The 20,188-nt window shown below is 57.9% G+C and carries 22 protein-coding genes; 21 read left to right on the top strand and 1 reads right to left on the bottom strand.

What is annotated here, in order from left to right; genetic code table 11:
• Positions 1 to 12 precede the first annotated feature (12 nt).
• The 21 genes from N1037_09360 to N1037_09460 all read left to right on the top strand — a co-directional run bounded on the left by N1037_09360 (position 13) and on the right by N1037_09460 (position 19,726).
• Complete coding sequence (locus tag N1037_09360; protein ID UWS81197.1) at positions 13 to 618, top strand: NADH-quinone oxidoreductase subunit C; 606 nt, start codon at positions 13 to 15, stop codon at positions 616 to 618.
• Positions 618 to 1,829: an NADH-quinone oxidoreductase subunit D gene (locus tag N1037_09365; protein UWS81198.1), complete on the top strand. Its 1,212-nt coding sequence runs from the start codon at positions 618 to 620 to the stop codon at positions 1,827 to 1,829. The genes N1037_09360 and N1037_09365 overlap by 1 nt, the downstream gene beginning before the upstream one ends.
• Positions 1,829 to 2,998, top strand: coding sequence for an NADH-quinone oxidoreductase subunit E (locus N1037_09370; protein UWS81199.1), 1,170 nt, complete (start codon positions 1,829 to 1,831; stop codon positions 2,996 to 2,998). The genes N1037_09365 and N1037_09370 overlap by 1 nt, the downstream gene beginning before the upstream one ends.
• Before the next feature lie 51 nt (positions 2,999 to 3,049).
• Positions 3,050 to 3,289, top strand: a complete 240-nt coding sequence (locus tag N1037_09375) for a DUF5337 domain-containing protein (protein ID UWS81200.1) — start codon at positions 3,050 to 3,052, stop codon at positions 3,287 to 3,289.
• Between the two features lie 6 nt (positions 3,290 to 3,295).
• A complete protein-coding gene (nuoF, locus tag N1037_09380) occupies positions 3,296 to 4,594 on the top strand; it encodes an NADH-quinone oxidoreductase subunit NuoF (GenBank protein ID UWS81201.1) in 1,299 nt (432 codons plus the stop codon).
• 20 nt (positions 4,595 to 4,614) lie between these two features.
• Positions 4,615 to 4,959, top strand: coding sequence for a hypothetical protein (locus tag N1037_09385; GenBank protein UWS81202.1), 345 nt, complete (start codon positions 4,615 to 4,617; stop codon positions 4,957 to 4,959).
• Between the two features lie 167 nt (positions 4,960 to 5,126).
• On the top strand, positions 5,127 to 5,486 hold the full coding sequence (locus N1037_09390) for a DUF5333 domain-containing protein (protein UWS81336.1): 360 nt from the start codon (positions 5,127 to 5,129) through the stop codon (positions 5,484 to 5,486).
• Positions 5,487 to 5,489: 3 nt separating this feature from the next.
• Positions 5,490 to 7,520 (top strand): NADH-quinone oxidoreductase subunit NuoG, encoded by a 2,031-nt coding sequence (gene nuoG, locus N1037_09395; GenBank protein ID UWS81203.1) that lies wholly within the window; start codon positions 5,490 to 5,492, stop codon positions 7,518 to 7,520.
• 23 nt (positions 7,521 to 7,543) lie between these two features.
• The gene (locus N1037_09400; protein ID UWS81337.1) at positions 7,544 to 7,903 is read left to right on the top strand and encodes a hypothetical protein; all 360 of its coding nucleotides are present in this window, start codon (positions 7,544 to 7,546) and stop codon (positions 7,901 to 7,903) included.
• A 6-nt stretch (positions 7,904 to 7,909) separates the two neighbouring features.
• Positions 7,910 to 8,947: an NADH-quinone oxidoreductase subunit NuoH gene (gene nuoH, locus N1037_09405; GenBank protein ID UWS81204.1), complete on the top strand. Its 1,038-nt coding sequence runs from the start codon at positions 7,910 to 7,912 to the stop codon at positions 8,945 to 8,947.
• 2 nt (positions 8,948 to 8,949) lie between these two features.
• Positions 8,950 to 9,447 (top strand): NADH-quinone oxidoreductase subunit NuoI, encoded by a 498-nt coding sequence (gene nuoI, locus N1037_09410; protein UWS81205.1) that lies wholly within the window; start codon positions 8,950 to 8,952, stop codon positions 9,445 to 9,447.
• Complete coding sequence (locus N1037_09415; GenBank protein UWS81206.1) at positions 9,444 to 9,875, top strand: carboxymuconolactone decarboxylase family protein; 432 nt, start codon at positions 9,444 to 9,446, stop codon at positions 9,873 to 9,875. The genes nuoI and N1037_09415 overlap by 4 nt, the downstream gene beginning before the upstream one ends.
• Positions 9,872 to 10,474 (top strand): NADH-quinone oxidoreductase subunit J, encoded by a 603-nt coding sequence (locus tag N1037_09420; GenBank protein ID UWS81207.1) that lies wholly within the window; start codon positions 9,872 to 9,874, stop codon positions 10,472 to 10,474. Before N1037_09415 ends, N1037_09420 begins: the two co-directional genes overlap by 4 nt.
• Entirely contained in the window at positions 10,471 to 11,016 is a 546-nt protein-coding gene (locus N1037_09425; GenBank protein UWS81208.1) for a hypothetical protein, read from the top strand. The genes N1037_09420 and N1037_09425 overlap by 4 nt, the downstream gene beginning before the upstream one ends.
• Complete coding sequence (nuoK, locus tag N1037_09430; GenBank protein UWS81209.1) at positions 11,013 to 11,318, top strand: NADH-quinone oxidoreductase subunit NuoK; 306 nt, start codon at positions 11,013 to 11,015, stop codon at positions 11,316 to 11,318. The genes N1037_09425 and nuoK overlap by 4 nt, the downstream gene beginning before the upstream one ends.
• A 6-nt stretch (positions 11,319 to 11,324) precedes the next feature.
• Entirely contained in the window at positions 11,325 to 13,439 is a 2,115-nt protein-coding gene (gene nuoL, locus N1037_09435) for an NADH-quinone oxidoreductase subunit L (GenBank protein UWS81210.1), read from the top strand.
• Positions 13,439 to 14,986, top strand: coding sequence for an NADH-quinone oxidoreductase subunit M (locus tag N1037_09440; GenBank protein UWS81211.1), 1,548 nt, complete (start codon positions 13,439 to 13,441; stop codon positions 14,984 to 14,986). The genes nuoL and N1037_09440 overlap by 1 nt, the downstream gene beginning before the upstream one ends.
• Before the next feature lie 14 nt (positions 14,987 to 15,000).
• Positions 15,001 to 16,440, top strand: coding sequence for an NADH-quinone oxidoreductase subunit NuoN (nuoN, locus tag N1037_09445; protein ID UWS81212.1), 1,440 nt, complete (start codon positions 15,001 to 15,003; stop codon positions 16,438 to 16,440).
• 71 nt (positions 16,441 to 16,511) lie between these two features.
• Positions 16,512 to 17,261 carry a biotin--[acetyl-CoA-carboxylase] ligase gene (locus N1037_09450; protein ID UWS81213.1) on the top strand — a complete coding sequence of 250 codons (750 nt, stop codon included), beginning with the start codon at positions 16,512 to 16,514 and terminating at the stop codon, positions 17,259 to 17,261.
• Positions 17,262 to 17,276: 15 nt separating this feature from the next.
• Positions 17,277 to 18,059 carry a type III pantothenate kinase gene (locus tag N1037_09455; protein UWS81214.1) on the top strand — a complete coding sequence of 261 codons (783 nt, stop codon included), beginning with the start codon at positions 17,277 to 17,279 and terminating at the stop codon, positions 18,057 to 18,059.
• Positions 18,056 to 19,726: a ribonuclease J gene (locus tag N1037_09460; GenBank protein UWS81215.1), complete on the top strand. Its 1,671-nt coding sequence runs from the start codon at positions 18,056 to 18,058 to the stop codon at positions 19,724 to 19,726. The genes N1037_09455 and N1037_09460 overlap by 4 nt, the downstream gene beginning before the upstream one ends.
• A 112-nt stretch (positions 19,727 to 19,838) precedes the next feature.
• Here the strand turns inward: N1037_09460 and N1037_09465 are convergent, their stop codons facing one another.
• Positions 19,839 to 20,012, bottom strand: a complete 174-nt coding sequence (locus N1037_09465) for a hypothetical protein (GenBank protein UWS81216.1) — start codon at positions 20,010 to 20,012, stop codon at positions 19,839 to 19,841.
• Between the last annotated feature and the right edge of the window lie 176 nt (positions 20,013 to 20,188).

The raw sequence follows: 20,188 nt of genomic DNA on the forward strand, positions 1-20,188 counted from the left end.
GGAGAGACATAAATGACTGAAGCACTGCAAGAACTTGGTACTCAGATCGCAGCCAAACGCCCTGACTGTGTATTGTCCTGGGATATCGCTTTTGATGAATTGACCGTTGATGTGGCCCCGGCCAATATCAATGGTCTGGTTGAGTTTCTGAAAACCGACAGCACCTGCAAGTTTTCTTCGCTGGTGGATATCACTGCGGTGGATTACCCGGAACGTGGTAAACGCTTTGATGTGGTCTATCACTTCCTGTCGATGTACCAAAACCAGCGCATTCGCCTGCGGGTTTCGGTGCGCGAAGACGATATGGTGCCCTCGATTGTCGATGTGCACCCCTCGGCCAATTGGTTTGAGCGCGAAATTTTCGACATGTTTGGTATCCTGTTCTCGGGCCACCCGGATCTGCGCCGCATTCTCACCGACTATGGCTTTCGCGGCTATCCCCTGCGCAAGGATTTCCCCACCACAGGCTACACCGAGGTCCGTTACGACGAGGCCGAAAAGCGCGTTGTCTATGAACCGGTGAGCCTGGTGCAGGAATACCGTCAGTTTGATTTCATGTCTCCCTGGGAGGGTGCCGAATACATCCTGCCCGGTGATGAAAAAGAGGGGGCAAAATAATGGACGGCTCCAAATTCGACGACGCCCAGACGGGCGAACAGAAGATCCGTAACTTTAACATCAACTTTGGCCCGCAACACCCGGCGGCCCACGGCGTGTTGCGTCTGGTGCTGGAGCTCGACGGTGAGATCGTGGAACGCTGCGATCCCCATATCGGCCTGCTGCACCGTGGCACCGAAAAGCTGATGGAAAGCCGCACCTACCTGCAGAACCTGCCGTATTTTGACCGGCTCGACTATGTGGCGCCGATGAACCAGGAACATGCCTGGTGTCTGGCGATTGAGAAACTCACCGGCGTAGAAGTGCCGCGCCGTGGCTCGTTGATCCGGGTTTTGTATTCCGAGATCGGCCGCATTCTGAACCACCTGCTGAACGTCACCACTCAGGCCATGGATGTGGGCGCGCTGACGCCGCCGCTCTGGGGCTTTGAAGAGCGCGAAAAGCTGATGGTGTTTTACGAGCGCGCCTGCGGTGCCCGTCTGCACGCGGCCTATTTCCGTCCCGGAGGCGTGCATCAGGACATTCCCGATGATCTGCTGGACGATATCGACCTCTGGGCGTTGGAATTCCCCAAAGTTCTGGCCGATATCGACGGATTGCTGACCGAAAACCGGATTTTCAAACAGCGAAACTGCGACATTGGCGTGGTCACCGAGCAAGAGATCCTCGACTGGGGCTTCTCTGGTGTCATGGTGCGTGGCTCAGGTATGGCCTGGGATCTGCGCCGCGCCCAGCCCTATGAATGTTATGACGAGTTTGAGTTCCAGATCCCTGTGGGCAAGAACGGCGACTGCTATGATCGTTATCTGGTCCGCATGGAAGAGATGCGCCAGTCCTTGTCGATCATCCGTCAGGCCATCGCCAAACTGCGTGAAGCCACCGGCGATGTGATGGCACGGGGCAAGCTGAGCCCACCGAAACGCGGTGACATGAAGACCTCGATGGAGAGCCTCATTCACCATTTCAAACTCTACACCGAAGGCTTCCATGTGCCCGCCGGTGAGGTCTATGCCGCCGTCGAAGCCCCCAAAGGCGAATTTGGCGTCTATCTGGTGGCAGATGGGTCGAACAAACCCTACCGCAGCAAGATCCGCGCGCCGGGTTTCCTGCATCTGCAAGCCATGGACCACGTTGCAAAAGGCCACCAGCTGGCCGACGTCGCTGCCATCATCGGCACCATGGACGTCGTATTTGGAGAGATTGACCGCTAATGCTTCGTCGCCTTCATTCCGAACAGCCCGAAAGTTTTGCTTTCACGCCCGCGAACCAGAAATGGGCCGAGGCGCAATTGACCAAATTCCCCGAAGGCCGTCAGGCCTCGGCTGTGATCCCGCTGTTGTGGCGTGCACAGGAGCAGGAAGGCTGGGTCTCCAAGCCGGCGATTGAATATATCGCCGATATGCTGGGTATGGCCTATATCCGGGTGCTGGAAGTCACCTCGTTCTACTTCATGTTCCAGATGCAGCCCACCGGATCGGTGGCCCATGTGCAGATCTGTGGCACCCTGTCTTGTATGATCTGCGGCGCCGAGGATCTGATCGCGGTCTGCAAGGACAAGATCGCGGCAAAACCGCATACCCTGTCTGCGGATGGCAAATTCAGCTGGGAAGAGGTGGAATGCCTGGGCGCCTGCACCAATGCGCCGATGGCGCAGATCGGCAAAGACTACTTTGAGGATCTCACCGCAGAGGGCTTTGCCCAGATGCTGGATGATCTGGCCGCTGGCAAGACAGTTGTGCCTGGGCCACAAAATGGCCGCTACGCAGCCGAGCCGCAGTCCGGCCTGACCTCGCTGGCTGAATATGACAGCGGCAAGACGCAGTATAATGCCTCGGCGCAGCTGGCGATGGATATTGGCGACAGCGTCAAACGCATTCAGGGCGACGAAGTGCCTTTGCTGACCCCTTGGGTTGGCAAGGATGGCGTGGTTGCCGGTCGTGCAGCCGCCGACCAGCCTCCCAAAGCCCCTGACGCGCCCAAACCGGTTGCCAAACAGGTTGAAGAGGCGAAAAAGCCTGCCCCTGCAGCAAAATCCGCGCCTGCAAAAGCGCCTGCAGCCAAACCAGCTGCCGCTGCGGAGGTTGCTGAGGTAGAACCTGAGACGCTGAAAGAAGCGCGCGGTGGCCTGCCCGATGATCTGAAACTGCTGAAAGGCGTTGGTCCCAAGCTGGAGCAGACCCTGAACGATCTGGGCTTTTTCCACTTTGATCAGATTGCCGGTTGGGGCGCGGCCGAAGTGGCCTGGGTTGATAGCCGCTTGAAATTCAAAGGTCGTATCGAACGGGATGGTTGGATCGCGCAGGCTGCTTCGCTGGCCGCCGGGGATGAGACCGACTTTGCCAAGAAGGCCAAAAAAGACGGCCGTTACGACGACGAATAATCCACCTGGCCGCCCTGTTGGGGCGGACAGGAAACAAATATGAGGACCTGAATGAGCGTTGATCTGGATAGGGCGATCGCAGCAAAGGGGCGGCACATCTCATTGGTGATTGCCGGAACAATGCTGGCCTGGTTGGCCCTGACCATGATCATAGGCCCGGCAATTGGAATGCCTGGCCGTTACGCGATTTTGTTTGATTTTGCCGCGCTTGCGGGGCTGATCTATGCATTGGTCAACATATTGCAACTCTGGCGCATGCGTCAGGCCAGTAAAAACGAAAACCAAGGGTAGGCAGACATGCTGAAGGACCAGGACCGGATCTTTACCAACCTCTACGGTATGCATGAGCGCACCCTAAAAGGTGCCCAGGCGCGGGGCCATTGGGATGGCACATCGGGGATCATCGACAAGGGCCGTGACTGGATTATCCAGACCATGAAGGATTCAGGCCTGCGCGGCCGTGGTGGTGCGGGTTTCCCCACCGGCCTCAAGTGGTCCTTCATGCCGAAAGAGAGTGACGGTCGCCCTTCGTACCTGGTGATCAACGCCGATGAATCCGAACCCGGCACCTGCAAGGACCGCGAAATCATGCGCCACGATCCGCATACGCTGATCGAGGGTGCGCTGATCGCCAGCTTCGCCATGCAGGCCCATACCTGCTACATCTACCTGCGCGGCGAATATATCCGCGAGCGCGAGGCGCTGCAGGCGGCCATTGACGAATGCTACGACAAGGGGCTTTTGGGCAAAAACGCAGCCGGATCCGGCTGGGATTTTGACGTCTTCCTGCACCACGGCGCCGGCGCCTATATCTGCGGCGAAGAAACCGCTCTGATCGAAAGCCTCGAAGGCAAAAAGGGCATGCCCCGGATGAAGCCGCCTTTCCCGGCCGGCGCGGGTCTGTATGGCTGCCCCACCACGGTGAACAATGTAGAAAGCATCGCCGTTGTGCCCACCATCCTGCGCCGTGGCGCGGATTGGTTTGCAGGCTTTGGCCGCCCCAACAATGCGGGCACCAAACTGTTTGCGATTTCCGGCCACGTCAACAACCCTTGTGTGGTTGAAGAAGCCATGTCGATTTCTTTTGAAGAGCTGATCGAGAAACACTGCGGTGGCATTCGCGGCGGTTGGGACAATCTGCTGGCGGTGATTCCCGGTGGTTCTTCCGTGCCGTGTGTGCGCGGTGAGAACATGCGCGATGCGATCATGGATTTTGATTACCTGCGCGGTGAGCTGGGCTCGGGGCTGGGAACTGCAGCGGTCATCGTGATGGACAAACAGACCGATATCATCAAGGCGATCTGGCGCCTGGCCAAGTTCTACAAACATGAAAGCTGCGGCCAGTGTACGCCCTGCCGGGAAGGCACTGGCTGGATGATGCGGGTGATGGACCGTCTGGTCAAAGGCGAAGCCGACCTGGAAGAGATCGACATGCTGTGGGATGTGACCAAACAGGTCGAAGGCCACACCATCTGCGCCCTGGGCGATGCGGCCGCCTGGCCCATCCAGGGCCTGATCCGCAATTTCCGCGAGGAAATCGAAGATCGCATCAAGGCGCAAAAAACTGGTCGTAAAAGCGCCATCGCCGCTGAATGAATATGGGTAGGGAACGGATGATGAGTGTGGATCTCAAATTACTGGCGGCTGCTGTTGTGTCAGTTGGGCTTGTGGCTGGCTGCAGCGATAAGGACTCCCGCCCGGTATTTGATGGCGTCGCCTTCCGCACCAAGGCCTCTGTTGTGGACAAAAAGGTCTCGCGGGCGTTTTTTGAAGCCGAAGTCTACGATGTTGCGGCCTCGCCTTTGGGCGCACGTGAGGCCATGCGCTATGCAGGCACCACTTATTGCATCGAAAACTATGGCACCTCCAAGATCGACTGGGAGATTGATCTGGACAATCCAGAGGTTCCATTACCGCGTGACGGTGACAATGCTTTGCTGCGGGGGACATGCAACCCGTGAGCGGATTGTTGGCATATCCTGGCCAAATGGCCGGAGCGTTATTGCATAACGTGACCGGGTCTTGGTGTTTTGGCCTCTCCACCACACAGGAGAGCTCCATGACACGTGGCCAAGACAAACCAACCCTGCTTGCCCCGCTGTTTTTTGCAGCGGCGGTTCTGTTTCCCATGACTACGGCGGCGGCAAAGCCATCATTGCGGGAGATTCCCGAAATCGAAGACCCGCTGTTTGCCGTGGCCATGGCCAAGGAGGTCGCAGATCATTGCGACAGCCTGGGGGCCCGGCTTTTTAAGGGCATCGGAGAGCTGCGTCGGCTGCGCTCCCATGCCAATTCGCTGGGCTATGCGGATAGCGAAATCCGGGCCTACATCGAATCCGACGCAGAAAAGGCCCGGATGCGGGCAAAGGGCGAACAGCTACTCAGCAAGAGCGGCGTGTCCTATGAAGATCCAGAAACATTCTGCGCGTTTGGTCGTGCGGAAATACAGAAAAACAGCGCGATCGGCGCGTTACTGAGGGCGAAATAGACCATGTCTGACCTCCGCAAGATCAACATCGACGGAACCGAGGTAGAGGTGGACGGGGCAATGACCCTGATCCAGGCCTGCGAAGAGGCCGGGGTGGAAATCCCGCGTTTTTGCTATCACGAGCGCCTGTCGATTGCCGGCAACTGCCGCATGTGTCTGGTAGAGGTCGTCGGCGGCCCGCCCAAGCCTGCGGCCTCCTGCGCGATGCAGGTTCGCGATCTGCGCCCCGGCCCCGAAGGTCAGGCGCCACAGGTCAAGACCAATTCACCTATGGTCAAGAAAGCCCGCGAAGGCGTGATGGAGTTCATGCTGATCAACCATCCGCTGGATTGCCCGATCTGTGATCAGGGCGGCGAATGTGATCTGCAAGATCAGGCCATGGCTTATGGTGTTGATTTTTCACGCTTCCGCGAGCCCAAACGGGCGGTGGATGATCTGAACCTTGGGCCGCTTGTCTCCACGGCGATGACCCGTTGCATCAGCTGCACCCGTTGTGTGCGTTTCACCTCCGAGGTGGCCGGGATTAGCCAGATGGGGCAGACGGGGCGCGGTGAAGATGCTGAGATCACCAGCTACCTGAACGAGACATTGGACAGCAACCTGCAGGGCAATATCATTGATTTGTGTCCGGTTGGGGCGCTGACCTCAAAACCATATGCCTTTAGCGCCCGCCCCTGGGAGCTGACCAAGACCGAAACCATCGACGTGATGGATGCGCTTGGCTCCAACATCCGGGTCGATACCAAAGGCCGCGAAGTGATGCGGATCCAGCCGCGCAACAATGACGCCGTGAACGAAGAGTGGATTTCCGACAAGACCCGTTTTGTCTGGGATGGCCTGCGTCGTCAGCGTCTGGATCGCCCCTATGTGCGGGTAGACGGCAAACTCAAACCCGCCACCTGGCCAGAGGCCCTGACCGCCGCTGCCACCGCGATGAAGGGCAAGAAAGTCGCTGGCCTGATTGGGGATCTGGCCCCGGTCGAGGCTGCCTTTGCCCTGAAACAACTGGTCGAGGGGCAGGGCGGTCAGGTTGAATGCCGCACTGACAATGCGCGCCTGCCAATTGGCAACCGGGCGGGCTATGTCGGCACCGCGACCATCGAAGATATCGACAGTGCCAAGGCGATCATGCTGATCGGGACAGATCCACGTAATGAAGCGCCGGTGCTGAATGCGCGTATCCGTCAGGCCTGGATCAACGGGGCAACTGTTGGACTGGTTGGTGAAGCTGTGGATCTGACCTATGACTACACCCACCTTGGCGGCGATCGCGCCGCTCTGGACGCCTTGCACAGCGCCGATCATTCCAGTGCTTTGGGCAAAGAAACCCTGGTCATTGTCGGGCAGGGCGCGTTGCGCGAAGCCGACGGTCTGGCGGTTCTGGCCCATGCGCAGAAATTCGCAGCTGATACCGGCTCCAAGCTGATGGTGCTGCACACTGCTGCATCGCGGGTTGGTGCCATGGACATTGGCGCGGTGACCGAAGGCGGCATGGCTGCGGCCATTGATGGCGCCGATGTGATCTACAACCTTGGCGCTGACGAAGTCGAAATCGACAGCTCTGAAAACGGTGGTGCCTTTGTGATCTATCAGGGCAGCCACGGGGACCGGGGCGCACACCGCGCTGATGTGATCCTGCCAGGGGCGGCCTATACCGAAGAAAGTGGTCTGTTTGTGAACACCGAGGGGCGTCCACAGCTGGCCCTGCGCGCGGGCTTTGCGCCTGGCGAAGCAAAGGAAAACTGGGCCATCCTGCGGGCGCTCAGCGCCGAACTGGACGCCAAGCTGGCATATGATTCACTGGCGCAGCTGCGCCAGGCCCTGGTAGCCGAGGTGCCGCATCTGACAAAGGTTGACCAGGTTATCGAAAACGAAGGCGCGGCTCTGGAGCTGGAGCCTATGGGCAAGGCGGCCTTCTTGCCTGCGGTCAAGGATTTCTACCTGACCAACCCGATTGCCCGGTCATCGCAGGTGATGGCTGAGCTGTCGGCAAACGCCAAGGCCCGCCGGGCCGAGAAGATTGCGGCAGAGTGATCCGCGCGGCACTCATATCGTCTTTGACGCTGGCGGGCTGTGCCCCGGTTCCCGGCGGATCAGCTGACGGGTTCGATCCTGATTACAACGGGGTTCGGACCAGTTTGCTGGAGGGCGATCTGGTGCAATTTCATGTGACCATGTCTGGTGCCCGCTCGGGTTCGGATGTGGATGACTACGCCGAATGTGCAGCGGCACAATATGCGCTTATCCGGGGATACGGGTTTGCGCGCCACGTGCGCACAACAATGAAACAAGAGGGTGGCAATCAGACGGCTGATGCGGTCTACACGATTTCACCCTCCCTACCGCGCGGATTGCGCACCATCGACGCAGAAGTCGTGGTGGCAAATTGCGAGGCAAACGGAATACCTACGGTGTGAGGACCTATGGCTGAATTCTTTAACACCCCAGGCGGCATTGCTGTACTGATATTGGCACAAGTGCTTGCAGTTGTTGCCTTTGTGATGATCTCCCTTCTGTTCCTCGTCTACGGGGACCGGAAGATCTGGGCGGCTGTGCAGATGCGCCGTGGCCCCAATGTTGTGGGTGTCTTTGGCATCCTGCAATCGGTGGCGGACGCGCTGAAATATGTGGTCAAAGAGGTGGTGATCCCGGCGGGCGCCGATCGCACTGTCTTTATCATGGCGCCGCTGACCTCCTTTGTGCTGGCCATGGTGGCCTGGGCGGTGATCCCCTTCAATGATGGCTGGGTCCTGTCCAACATCAACGTGGCGATCCTCTACGTCTTTGCGGTTTCCAGCCTCGAAGTCTACGGCGTCATCATGGGCGGTTGGGCTTCGAACTCGAAATACCCCTTCCTCGGCGCCCTGCGTTCAGCAGCGCAGATGATTTCTTATGAGGTCTCCATTGGTCTGATCATCGTTGGGGTGATCATTTCTACCGGCTCGATGAACTTTGGCGATATCGTGCGGGCACAGGATGGCAACGCAGGCCTGTTCAACTGGTACTGGCTGCCGCATTTCCCAATGGTGTTTTTGTTCTTCATCTCCTGCCTGGCGGAAACCAACCGCCCACCGTTCGATCTGCCCGAAGCGGAATCAGAACTGGTGGCAGGCTATCAGGTGGAATATTCGGCCACGCCCTTCCTGCTGTTTATGGCGGGGGAGTATATCTCCATCTTCCTGATGTGCGCCCTGACCTCGCTGCTGTTCTTTGGTGGTTGGCTGTCGCCCATTCCCGGCCTGCCCGATGGGGTGCTGTGGATGGTTGGCAAGATGGCCTTCTTCTTCTTCCTCTTTGCAATGGTAAAAGCCATCACCCCGCGCTACCGCTATGATCAGCTGATGCGCCTTGGTTGGAAGGTGTTTCTGCCCTTCTCGCTGTTCTGGGTGGTCTTTGTTGCCTTTGCTGCCAAATTTGACTGGTTCTGGGGCATCTTTGCCCGCTGGACCGTGGGAGCCTAATCATGACAAACCAAGTCGATTACACCCGCGCCGCCAAATATTTCCTGCTGCAGGATTTCTGGGTCGGCTTCAAACTGGGGATGAAGTACTTCTTTGCCCCCAAGGCGACCATCAACTACCCCCATGAAAAGGGGCCTCTTAGCCCGCGTTTTCGTGGGGAACATGCCCTGCGGCGTTATCCCAATGGGGAAGAGCGCTGCATTGCCTGCAAGCTGTGTGAAGCTGTTTGTCCGGCACAGGCGATCACCATTGATGCGGAACCCCGCGAAGATGGCTCGCGGCGCACCACGCGTTATGACATCGACATGACCAAATGCATCTACTGTGGGTTCTGCCAGGAAGCCTGCCCGGTGGATGCCATTGTCGAAGGCCCCAACTTTGAATTCGCCACCGAGACCCGCGAAGAGCTGTTCTATGACAAGGACAAGCTGTTGGCGAATGGCGAACGTTGGGAAGCCGAGATTGCCCGGAACCTAGAAATCGACGCGCCGTACCGATGACTGATGCAAAGAACCCATTCGAGGCCATGATGGCCCAGGCGCAGGCCCAGTACCAGGAGATGGTCAAGGCCATGAACCCGGATCTGGCGGCGGGTCTGGACCCCATGTCCATGAAAGGGTTCGAGGCCCTGTGGCCGACCATGCCCAAAGAGGTCATGGAGATGATGTTTGGCAAGACCATCAACAAGGATGGCCTGGATGCCAAGACCCGGCTTTTGCTGACATTGGCCGGGTTGACCTGTCAGGGCGCGCAGGCGGATTCCGCTGTACGCCAAACCGTACGCCACGCTGTAGAGGCGGGTGCAAAGAAACAAGAGATCGTTGAAACGATCGGACAGATGTCGGTTTTTGCCGGCATACCGGCCATGAACCGGGCGCTTGAATTGGCGCAGGAGGTCATGGCCGACAAAAAGGACGATGAGACATGAGCGTTTTTGCCTTCTACCTCTTCGCCATCAGCGCCATCACCGGCGGGCTGTTCACTGTGATCAGCCGCCAGCCGGTGCATTCGGTGCTGTGGCTGATCCTGGCCTTTATCTCTTCGGCCGGGTTGTTTGTGCTGCTGGGGGCGGAATTCGTCGCCATGCTGCTGGTCATCGTCTACGTGGGCGCAGTCGCGGTGCTGTTCCTCTTTGTGGTGATGATGCTGGATGTGGACTTTGCTGCATTGAAGGCCGAGATGGCGCAGTACATGCCGCTCGCCTTGCTGATCGGTCTGGTCATCCTGATGCAGTTCGTGATGGCCTATGGCTCTTGGGAAAGCGCCCACGGCGCCGCCGAACAACTGGCGCAGCCCATTCCGACCGACCGGCACAACACCGAGGCCCTGGGGCTAATCATCTATGACCAATATTTCCTTCTGTTCCAGCTGTCGGGTTTGATCCTGCTGGTCGCCATGATTGGCGCGATCACCCTGACCCTGCGCCATCGTAAAGATGTCAAACGCCAGGACGTGATGCTGCAAATGTCGCGCGACCCGGCCAAAGCCATGGAACTGAAAGACATCAAACCGGGGCAGGGGCTATGAAAACAACCTTGTCTTTAATGATGGGTTTGCTTGTTTTTGCGCCTGTTTCGGCTGCTGCATGTGATCCTGTGCCTAATTCATTGGTCATGCGGTTAAGCGGTGTTCAGACGAATCCGGATTGTAGCTTTACCAATGCGGGGAAGGGGCGCATGGGCTTTGGTCGAGGCGAAGAGGCACTCAACCTAGGTCAAGGGAATATCGCCCAACTCGTTCGGTTTGGAGACCACGGCTGCGCGTATGAAGAAAGCGCTATTGTCGCAAACTGCACGACCAAAGAGCTTGTCATTTTGGAAGGGCTTGAAAGCGATTCCTGCTGCTATGGAGAGAAAACATCTGTTAAATCTCTACAGCCTCCAGAGGGTCCCATTGTATTTTCGGCAAACAGCACTGTTGAAAATCTGGAACAGACGGCCATCAAGAATGGCATTGATCATTCCCGCAGCTTCAAAAACTGGTTGACTTCCAAACCGGTGGCGCGTGCGTTCGATCCCTTTTGCGGTTGCAGCCTTTTCTACCCCGACACGCCAGGAGCCAAGTCATGATCGGCATTGAACATTATCTTACCGTCGCAGCGACGCTGTTCGTCATCGGCATCTTCGGGCTTTTCCTGAACCGCAAGAACGTGATCATCCTGCTGATGAGCATCGAATTGATGCTCTTGGCAGTGAATATCAACCTTGTGGCCTTCTCCAGCTTCCTTGGGGATCTGGTGGGGCAGGTCTTTACCCTGTTCGTGCTGACCGTAGCCGCCGCCGAGGCTGCCATTGGTCTGGCGATCCTGGTCTGCTTCTTCCGTAACCGCGGCACCATCGCCGTGGAAGACATCAATATGATGAAGGGCTAAAGCATCATGGAAACCATCCTCCTCTTTGCCCCTCTGGTGGGCGCGCTGATTTGTGGCTTTGGTCACAAATACATCGGCGAAAAAGCCGCCATGGTGACGGCGACGGGCCTGTTGTTCCTGTCGGCCCTGCTGTCGTGGATTGTCTTTATCAGCTTTGACGGCGTCACCCGCTCGATCGAGATCCTGACCTGGGTCCAGAGCGGCAGCCTGGATACCTCCTGGGGTATCCGTCTTGACCGCCTCACAGCCTTGATGCTGATCGTGGTGACCACGGTCTCCAGCCTCGTGCATCTCTACAGCTTTGGCTACATGGATCACGATCCACAGTGGAAAGACGGCGAGAGCTACAAGCCGCGCTTCTTTGCTTATCTGTCCTTCTTTACCTTCGCCATGCTGATGCTGGTGACCTCGGATAACCTGCTGCAGATGTTCTTTGGCTGGGAAGGTGTGGGCGTTGCCTCCTACCTGTTGATCGGGTTTTACTACCGCAAGCCAAGCGCAAATGCTGCGGCGATGAAAGCCTTTATCGTCAACCGGGTTGGCGACTTTGGCTTTGCGCTGGGGATCTTTGGTTTGTTCCTGATGACCGACAGCATCAGCTTTACAGAGATCTTTGCGGATATCCCAACTAAGGTTTCAGGTCATTCGATCTCCTTCCTTTGGGCGGAATGGGATGCGGCCAACCTGCTGGCGATGCTGCTGTTCATCGGTGCTATGGGTAAATCGGCGCAGCTGATCCTGCACACCTGGCTGCCGGACGCAATGGAAGGCCCGACTCCTGTGTCGGCGCTGATCCACGCTGCGACCATGGTGACCGCGGGTGTCTTCCTGGTCTGCCGCATGTCGCCGCTGATGGAGTTTGCGCCGCAGGCCACAATGTTCATCACTGTGCTGGGCGCCACCACGGCCTTCTTTGCCGCCACGGTTGGTCTGGTTCAGACCGACATCAAACGCGTCATTGCCTATTCCACCTGTTCGCAGCTGGGCTATATGTTCGTCGCCGCTGGCGTTGGCATGTATTCCGCTGCGATGTTCCACCTGTTCACGCACGCTTTCTTTAAGGCGATGTTGTTCCTGGGCGCCGGGTCGGTCATTCATGCCATGCACCACGAGCAAGACATGATGAACTACGGCGGCCTGCGCAAAAAAATCCCCTATACCTATTGGGCGATGATGATCGGCACCCTGGCCATTACCGGTGTTGGTATCCCGCTCACCCATATTGGTTTTGCCGGCTTCCTGTCCAAGGATGCGATCATTGAAAGCGCCTTTGCCGGTGGGTCCAACTATGGCTTCTGGATGCTGGTGATTGCCGCCTTTATGACCTCGTTCTACAGCTGGCGCCTAATGTTCCTGACCTTCTTTGGCAAGGCACGTGGTGACAAGCACACCCATGACCACGCCCATGAAAGCCCGATGACCATGCTGATCCCTCTGGGCGTTCTGTCGCTGGGGGCGGTGTTCTCGGGGATGATCTGGTACAACTCCTTCTTTGGTCATGCGGATCAGGTGGGCAAATTCTATGGTATCCCTGTGGCCGAGGCTGCCGCAGATGACCATGGCGCTGCCGCTGAAGGCCACGGTGAGGCTGACAGTCACGCAGCTGCTGATACCGGCCACGGCGAGGCTGCAGCTGGCGAACATCACGTTGCCTTTGCGGGCCAGCCAGGCGAGGGGGCGCTGTATTTCGCGCCAGACAACCATGTGTTGGAACAGGCCCATGCGGCGCCAAAATGGGTCAAGTTTTCGCCCTTTATTGCGATGTCTCTGGGGCTATTGCTGGCGATCCTGTTCTACATCGTGAACCCCAGCCTGCCGGGTCGTTTGGCCAATAACTTCCAGCCGCTCTACCTGTTCCTCAAGAACAAGTGGTACTTTGACGAGCTGTATGACGCGATCTTTGTCAAACCGGCCCTGGCCTTGGGGCGCTTCTTCTGGAAGCGGGGCGACGGCAATGTCATTGATGGCTTCCTCAATGGGGTGGCCATGGGGATTGTACCCTTCTTCACCAAACTTGCCGGTCGCGCGCAGTCCGGTTTCATCTTTACCTATGCCTTCTGGATGGTGCTGGGCATCGCAGCCCTGATCACCTGGATGTCGATCGGCGGAGGAGCCCACTGATGGACAACCTTCTATCAATTGTCACTTTCATCCCTGCTGTAGCGGCTGCTGTCATGGCGCTGCTCATGCGTGGCGAGGATGAAGCGGCGCAACGCAATGCCAAATGGCTGGCCCTCATGGCCACCTCGCTGACCTTTCTGGTGAGCCTTGGCATCTATACCCAGTTTGACCCGACCAATACCGGCTTTCAATTTGTGGAAGAGCGCGACTGGATCTTTGGCCTGCAGTACAAAATGGGCGTCGATGGCATCTCGGTGCTGTTTGTGATGCTCACCACCTTTGTGATGCCGCTGACCATTCTGGCCAGCTGGAAAGTCACGACCCGCGTCAAGGAATACATGATCGCCTTCCTGCTGCTGGAGACCCTGATGCTGGGTGTCTTTATGGCGCTGGATCTGGTGCTGTTTTACATGTTCTTTGAGGCAGGCCTCATTCCGATGTTCCTGATCATTGGCATCTGGGGCGGCAAGGATCGGATCTACGCTTCCTTTAAGTTCTTCCTCTATACCTTCCTTGGCTCGGTGCTGATGCTGGTGGCTATGGTGGCAATGTATGCGGATGCGGGCACCACGGATATCGAGACCCTGCTGTCCCACAGTTTCTCCGCTGCAAGCTTTGACGTGCTGGGCATTCATGTGGTTGGCGGTATGCAGACCCTGATGTTCCTGGCCTTCTTTGCCTCCTTTGCGGTGAAAATGCCCATGTGGCCGGTGCACACCTGGCTGCCAGATGCCCACGTTCAGGCGCCGACCGCCGGGTCTGTGGTGCTGGCGGCAATCCTGCTCAAGATGGGCGGCTATGGCTTCCTGCGGTTCTCTTTGCCGATGTTCCCGGTGGGGGCGGATGTGATGACCGATGTGATCCTGTGGATGTCAGCCATTGCGGTGGTCTATACCTCGCTGGTGGCGATGGTGCAGGAAGACATGAAAAAGCTGATCGCCTATTCATCTGTCGCACATATGGGCTTTGTCACCATGGGGATCTTTGCGGCCAACCAGCAGGGTGTCGATGGCGCGATCTTCCAGATGCTGAGCCACGGCTTTATCTCGGCAGCCTTGTTCCTGTGCGTCGGCGTTATCTACGACCGCATGCACACCCGCGAGATCAGTGCCTATGGTGGCCTGGTGGTGCGTATGCCCGCCTATGCGCTGGTCTTTATGTTCTTTACCATGGGCAACGTCGGCCTGCCGGGCACATCGGGTTTTGTCGGTGAATTCCTCACCCTGATGGGCACCTTCCAGAAAAACACCTGGGTGGCGGCTGTTGCGGCCTCCGGGGTGATCTTCTCGGCAGCTTATGCCCTGTGGCTGTATCGTCGGGTGGTCTTTGGTGACCTGATCAAGGGCAGCCTGAAGACAATCCAGGACATGGATGCGCGCGAGCGGTTCATCTTTGCGCCGCTGGTGGTGATGACCATCCTGCTGGGCGTCTATCCTTCGCTGGTCACCGATATCATCAGTCCCTCGACTGAGGCGTTGATCGCTAACTTCAACCAGTCTCTGGCTGCTGCGGACATCTCCGCCGTTGCCCAGACTGCGTCGCACTAAGGGAGCATGGGCAGATGATCCAAGCTGATCTCTCCGTAATTCTGCCAGAGATTATCCTGGCACTTTACGCAATGGCGGCGCTTTTGGGCGCGGTCTACACCGGTAAGGACAAGCTGGCCTCGACGCTGATCTGGTCCACATCTGGTCTGATGGTGGCCCTGGCCATCTGGATTGGCACCAGCGGTAGCGAGGCGAACACAGCCTTTGGCGGCATGTTTGTCGATGACGGTTTTGCCCGTTTTTCCAAGGTTGTGATCCTGCTGGCGGCAGCGGCGGTTCTGGTCATGGGGCAGGAGTATATGTCCCGTCGTGGCATGCTGCGCTTTGAATACCCCATTCTGGTTGCCCTGAGCGCCGTCGGCATGATGATGATGGTTTCCGCCGGTGATCTGATGTCGCTGTACATGGGGCTGGAGCTGCAATCTCTGGCGCTCTATGTGGTCGCCTCGATGCGCCGCGACAGTGTCAAATCCACCGAGGCCGGCCTGAAGTATTTTGTTCTTGGCGCGCTGTCCTCTGGCCTGCTGCTCTATGGGGCCTCGCTGGTCTATGGCTTTGCCGGCACAACCAAATTCTCTGGCATCATCGAAGTTGCCCAGCATGGCGAAGTTTCTGTTGGTCTGCTCTTTGGTCTGGTTCTGCTGATCTCGGGCCTTGGCTTCAAGGTTTCCGCAGTGCCGTTCCATATGTGGACGCCTGATGTCTATGAGGGCGCGCCTACGCCGGTTACGGCCTTCTTTGCCTCAGCCCCCAAGGTTGCCGCCATGGGCCTGTTTGCCCGGGTGATGCATGACGCCTTTGGCCATGCGGTTGCTGACTGGAGCCAGGTTGTGGCGGTGCTGTCCCTGCTGTCGATGTTTGTCGGCGCCGTGGCTGCGATTGGTCAGCGCGATATCAAGCGTCTGATGGCCTATTCCTCGATTGCCCATATGGGCTATGCCCTGATGGGCCTGGCTGCGGGCACCGTGCTGGGTGTTGAGGCCATGCTGGTCTATATGGCAATCTATGTCTCGATGAATATCGGCACCTTTGCCTTTATCCTGATGCTGCAAAAAGACGGCAAACCGATCACCGATATCGGTGCGCTGAACCAGTACTCCCGCCGTGAGCCTGGCAAGGCGCTGGCGGTGCTGATCCTGATGTTCTCGCTGGCGGGTGTGCCGCCGATGCTGGGCTTCTTTGGCAAGCTGTATGTGCTGCGTGCCGCCTATGAGGCCGATCTGGCCTGGCTGGCAATTGCCGGTGTTGTAGCCTCGGTTATTGGTGCCTTCTATTACCTGCGCATCGTCTATTTCATGTATTTCGGTGACGAGGCCGAAGACCTGGATCGTAGCAGCTCGCCAGTGCTCTGGACTTTCCTCATGGGCTCTGCTGCGGTGATGGTTCTGGGGATCATCAATATGTTTGGTGTCGATGGCGTCGCGGCCGCGGCGGCCGCGGCCTTGGTCAACTGACCAGCTTTACATCTCTGACAAAAGGCCTGGTTCGTTGGACCGGGCCTTTTGGCTTTTGAAGGAATGGCACGATGATGGATTGGCCCGAAGGCTACGGCAAGCGCATCCTTGACGAGGTGGACAGCACCCTGGATGAGGCGGCGCGGATCGCTGCGGATCTCTCAGGACCTGAATGGATACTGGCCAAACGTCAGACCAAGGGGCGCGGGCGTCGTGGTCGCGCCTGGAAAGAACCACAAGGCAATTTTGCCGCCACCCTGGTGATGCGCCCAACCGAGCCCCCCCAGGTGGTGGCCCTGCGCAGCTTTGTGGCGGCGCTGGCGGTCTATGATGCCTGCGAGGCGCTGACGGGGCGCACCGAGGGGCTGGCGTTGAAATGGCCCAATGATGTGTTGCTCAACGGTGGCAAACTGTCAGGGATCCTGCTGGAGAGCGCCGGGGCAGGCCAGGGGCTCAGCCATCTGGCCATTGGCATTGGTGTCAATCTGGTGGAAACTCCGATGAAGGAATGGCTGGACCCCGGCGCGGTCTGGCCGGTGTCGCTGCTGTCTGAAACCGGGGTGCAGGTCACGCCAGAGGATTTTCTCAACGCCTTGGCGCTGGCCTATGCCCGCTATGAACACCAGTTCACCACCTACGGGTTTGAACCCATCCGCACGGCCTGGCTGGCCCGCGCTGCCAAGTTGGGTGAGGTTATTACCGCACGTACTAACAAGTCTGAGACGACCGGAACCTTCGAGACGGTAGACGCGGAGGGTAACCTTGTCTTAAACAGCGCCAAAGGCCGGGTCTGTATCCCTGCCGCTGAAATCTTTTTCTGACCGTAAGGGCCTCCCATGCTTCTGGCTGTTGATTGTGGCAATACCAATACCGTCTTCTCGATCTGGGATGGCGAACGGTTCATTGGAACCTGGCGCACAGCGACAGACTGGCGCCGCACGGCGGATCAGTATTTTGTCTGGCTCAACACGCTGATTCAGGCTCAGGGCATCAAAACAGATATTACCGATGTGATTATCTCTTCCACCGTGCCGCGCGTGGTGTTCAATCTGCGTGTGCTGGCGGATCGCTATTACAACACCCGCCCGCTGGTGGTGGGAAAATCCGATTGCCTGTTGCCGGTGGATGTGCGAGTGGACGAGGGCACGGCGGTGGGGCCGGACAGATTGGTCAATACGGTGGCCGGTTTTGACCACTACGGTGGCAATCTGGTGATGGTTGATTTTGGCACGGCGACAACCTTTGATGTGGTGGCTGAAGATGGGGCCTATGTCGGGGGGGTTATTGCACCTGGGGTGAACCTCAGCCTTGAGGCGCTGCACCAGGCAGCGGCGGCGCTGCCACATGTGGACATTTCCAAGCCCGAGCATGTCATTGGCACCAATACGGTGGCCTGTATGCAATCGGGTGTGTTTTGGGGCTACGTCGGCTTGGTGCGCGAAATCTGCGCCCAGATTAAGGCCGAACGTGACGTTCCAATGAAGATTATTTCAACAGGCGGGCTGGCGCCTCTTTTCCAGCAAGCTGCTGATCTGTTCGACGCATATGAGGATGATCTCACCATGCATGGGCTCCAGATCATTCATAAATACAATAAGGATAACGGTACTCCTGAATGAGCACTGATGAACGACTGATCTACCTTCCCCTTGGCGGGGCGGGCGAAATTGGCATGAATGCCTATGTTTACGGCTATGGCAAACCCGGCAAAGAGCGACTGATCCTGGTGGATCTGGGCGTTGCTTTCCCGGATATGGACAGCACCCCCGGTGTTGACCTGATCATGCCTGACATCAGCTGGCTGCGCGAGCGCGTCGACCAGCTGGAAGCGATTTTTATCACCCATGGTCACGAAGACCATATCGGGGCGGTATCGCATCTCTATAGCCAGCTGAACGTGCCGGTCTATGCCCGCGCCTTCACCGCCAATCTGGCCCGGCGCAAGATGGAAGAGCGTGGTCATGACCCGCTGGTGGTGAAAACCGTCGGTGCCTGGCCCGAAGTGACTAAACTGGGTCCCTTCACGGTGGGCTTTGCCCCGATGGCGCATTCGATCCCCGAAAGCGCAGGTCTGGTGATCGATAGCCCCGATGGCCGCGTAGTGCATACAGGCGACTTCAAACTGGACCGCACCCCACTGGTGGGCGAAGCCTTTGATCCTGAGATGTGGGCTGAGATCGCCAAACCTGGCATCAAGGCGCTGATTTGCGATTCGACCAATGTGTTCTCTAAAACACCGGGTCGCTCGGAATCTGATCTGCCAGATGAAATCACCCGCCTGATTGGCGAGGCCAAGGGCATGGTGGCCGCCACCACCTTTGCCTCCAACGTGGCGCGGGTAAAGACCCTGGCAGATGCCGGTACTCGGGCCGGACGTTCGGTTGTGCTGTTGGGGCGGGCGATGCTGCGCATGGTCGAAGCCGCCAAGGAAACCGGCGTTCTGAAGAATTTCCCAACGGTCTATTCACCGGAAGAAGCCAAGGATATGCCGCGCAACAACCTGATGCTGATCACCACTGGCAGCCAGGGCGAACGCCGGGCCGCCTCGGCGCAGATGGCGCGGGGCAAGTATCGCGGGCTGGAGCTGAAAGAGGGCGATCTCTTCCTGTTCTCCTCTAAAACCATCCCCGGCAACGAGCGTGGCGTGATCCGCATCATCAACCAGTTCTCGGAACGTGGCGTGGATGTTGTGGACGACAGTTCAGGCCTTTACCACGTCTCTGGCCATGCAAATGGTCCTGATCTGGAAGCGCTGCATGAGCTGCTGCAACCGGCGATGCTGGTGCCCATGCACGGCGAACACCGCCACCTGCGTCAGCACGCACGCCTGGGCGAGGCCAAGGGCATTCCCAGTATCGTTGCTGTTAACGGCATGATGCTGAACCTGTCGGGCAACCGTCCCTCGGTGCTGGAATATATCGACACCGGTAGAACCTATCTGGATGGTTCGATCAAAATTGGCGCCATGGACGGTGTCATTCGCGATCGTATCCGCATGGCTTTGAACGGGCATCTGGTTGTCACGCTGATCCTTGACGAAGAGGACGAGCCCCTGGGCGAGCCCTGGTGTGACATCAAGGGGCTGACGGACAATGGCAGCTCCAATGCGGCGCTGACAGAGGTGCTGGAAGAGGATCTGAACCAGTTCCTGATGCGGGCTGGGGCAAAGACGCTGAAAGACGATGACAAGCTGGAAGGCGAGCTGCGCCGGATCGCCCGTCAGTCTTGCCAGAATGAGATCGGCAAAAAACCAGAGGTCACCGTGGTGATCAGCCGGATGCGTTAAGCGCACACAGTGTTATGACAAAAAAAACGCCTCGGCAGGATCTGCCGGGGCGTTTTTCGTGAGTGGTGACAGAAAAAGTCACTGGGGTAATTTGATATCTCTTGCGGCTCTCTCAGGCTGCACGGGGGCGGTGCAGCAGTGCAGAAAGCTTGTGAGCTGCACGGCTGATGCCCCGGCCCAGTGCACAAATGCACTCCGCCAAGGCCTGAGCGCGCATTTCATGGGCGCGGGCTTCGATGGCTTGAATTTCTGCGGCGGTGAGGATCACGGGCTGGGCATCGGTCATTGTATTTCTCAGTCTATGTTTTGCGTACGGATATCGCCCATGTAGTGGGGTTTGCCCCCGATTACATTAATCAAAGAAGCATTTCCGCCATGCCAGCTGTGCAGACCTAGACCAAGCGGCAAAGAAAAACGACCGCTCCAGGCGGAGCGACCGTTCTAGTCATGTCTCTGTGGCAG

It is taken from the genome of Phaeobacter sp. G2 (genome assembly GCA_025163595.1).
Classification (GTDB): Bacteria; Pseudomonadota; Alphaproteobacteria; order Rhodobacterales; family Rhodobacteraceae; genus Pseudophaeobacter.

What these genes read in the sequence shown, in the direction of transcription:
- N1037_09360 (UWS81197.1), top strand. Translation starts at nt 13, where the DNA reads ATGACTGAAGCACTGCAAGAACTTGGTACTCAGATCGCAGCCAAACGC.
- N1037_09365 (UWS81198.1), top strand. Translation starts at nt 618, where the DNA reads ATGGACGGCTCCAAATTCGACGACGCCCAGACGGGCGAACAGAAGATC.
- N1037_09370 (UWS81199.1), top strand. Translation starts at nt 1,829, where the DNA reads ATGCTTCGTCGCCTTCATTCCGAACAGCCCGAAAGTTTTGCTTTCACG.
- N1037_09375 (UWS81200.1), top strand. Translation starts at nt 3,050, where the DNA reads ATGAGCGTTGATCTGGATAGGGCGATCGCAGCAAAGGGGCGGCACATC.
- nuoF (UWS81201.1), top strand. Translation starts at nt 3,296, where the DNA reads ATGCTGAAGGACCAGGACCGGATCTTTACCAACCTCTACGGTATGCAT.
- N1037_09385 (UWS81202.1), top strand. Translation starts at nt 4,615, where the DNA reads ATGAGTGTGGATCTCAAATTACTGGCGGCTGCTGTTGTGTCAGTTGGG.
- N1037_09390 (UWS81336.1), top strand. Translation starts at nt 5,127, where the DNA reads ATGACTACGGCGGCGGCAAAGCCATCATTGCGGGAGATTCCCGAAATC.
- nuoG (UWS81203.1), top strand. Translation starts at nt 5,490, where the DNA reads ATGTCTGACCTCCGCAAGATCAACATCGACGGAACCGAGGTAGAGGTG.
- nuoH (UWS81204.1), top strand. Translation starts at nt 7,910, where the DNA reads ATGGCTGAATTCTTTAACACCCCAGGCGGCATTGCTGTACTGATATTG.
- nuoI (UWS81205.1), top strand. Translation starts at nt 8,950, where the DNA reads ATGACAAACCAAGTCGATTACACCCGCGCCGCCAAATATTTCCTGCTG.
- N1037_09415 (UWS81206.1), top strand. Translation starts at nt 9,444, where the DNA reads ATGACTGATGCAAAGAACCCATTCGAGGCCATGATGGCCCAGGCGCAG.
- N1037_09420 (UWS81207.1), top strand. Translation starts at nt 9,872, where the DNA reads ATGAGCGTTTTTGCCTTCTACCTCTTCGCCATCAGCGCCATCACCGGC.
- N1037_09425 (UWS81208.1), top strand. Translation starts at nt 10,471, where the DNA reads ATGAAAACAACCTTGTCTTTAATGATGGGTTTGCTTGTTTTTGCGCCT.
- nuoK (UWS81209.1), top strand. Translation starts at nt 11,013, where the DNA reads ATGATCGGCATTGAACATTATCTTACCGTCGCAGCGACGCTGTTCGTC.
- nuoL (UWS81210.1), top strand. Translation starts at nt 11,325, where the DNA reads ATGGAAACCATCCTCCTCTTTGCCCCTCTGGTGGGCGCGCTGATTTGT.
- N1037_09440 (UWS81211.1), top strand. Translation starts at nt 13,439, where the DNA reads ATGGACAACCTTCTATCAATTGTCACTTTCATCCCTGCTGTAGCGGCT.
- nuoN (UWS81212.1), top strand. Translation starts at nt 15,001, where the DNA reads ATGATCCAAGCTGATCTCTCCGTAATTCTGCCAGAGATTATCCTGGCA.
- N1037_09450 (UWS81213.1), top strand. Translation starts at nt 16,512, where the DNA reads ATGATGGATTGGCCCGAAGGCTACGGCAAGCGCATCCTTGACGAGGTG.
- N1037_09455 (UWS81214.1), top strand. Translation starts at nt 17,277, where the DNA reads ATGCTTCTGGCTGTTGATTGTGGCAATACCAATACCGTCTTCTCGATC.
- N1037_09460 (UWS81215.1), top strand. Translation starts at nt 18,056, where the DNA reads ATGAGCACTGATGAACGACTGATCTACCTTCCCCTTGGCGGGGCGGGC.
- N1037_09465 (UWS81216.1), bottom strand. Translation starts at nt 20,012, where the DNA reads ATGACCGATGCCCAGCCCGTGATCCTCACCGCCGCAGAAATTCAAGCC.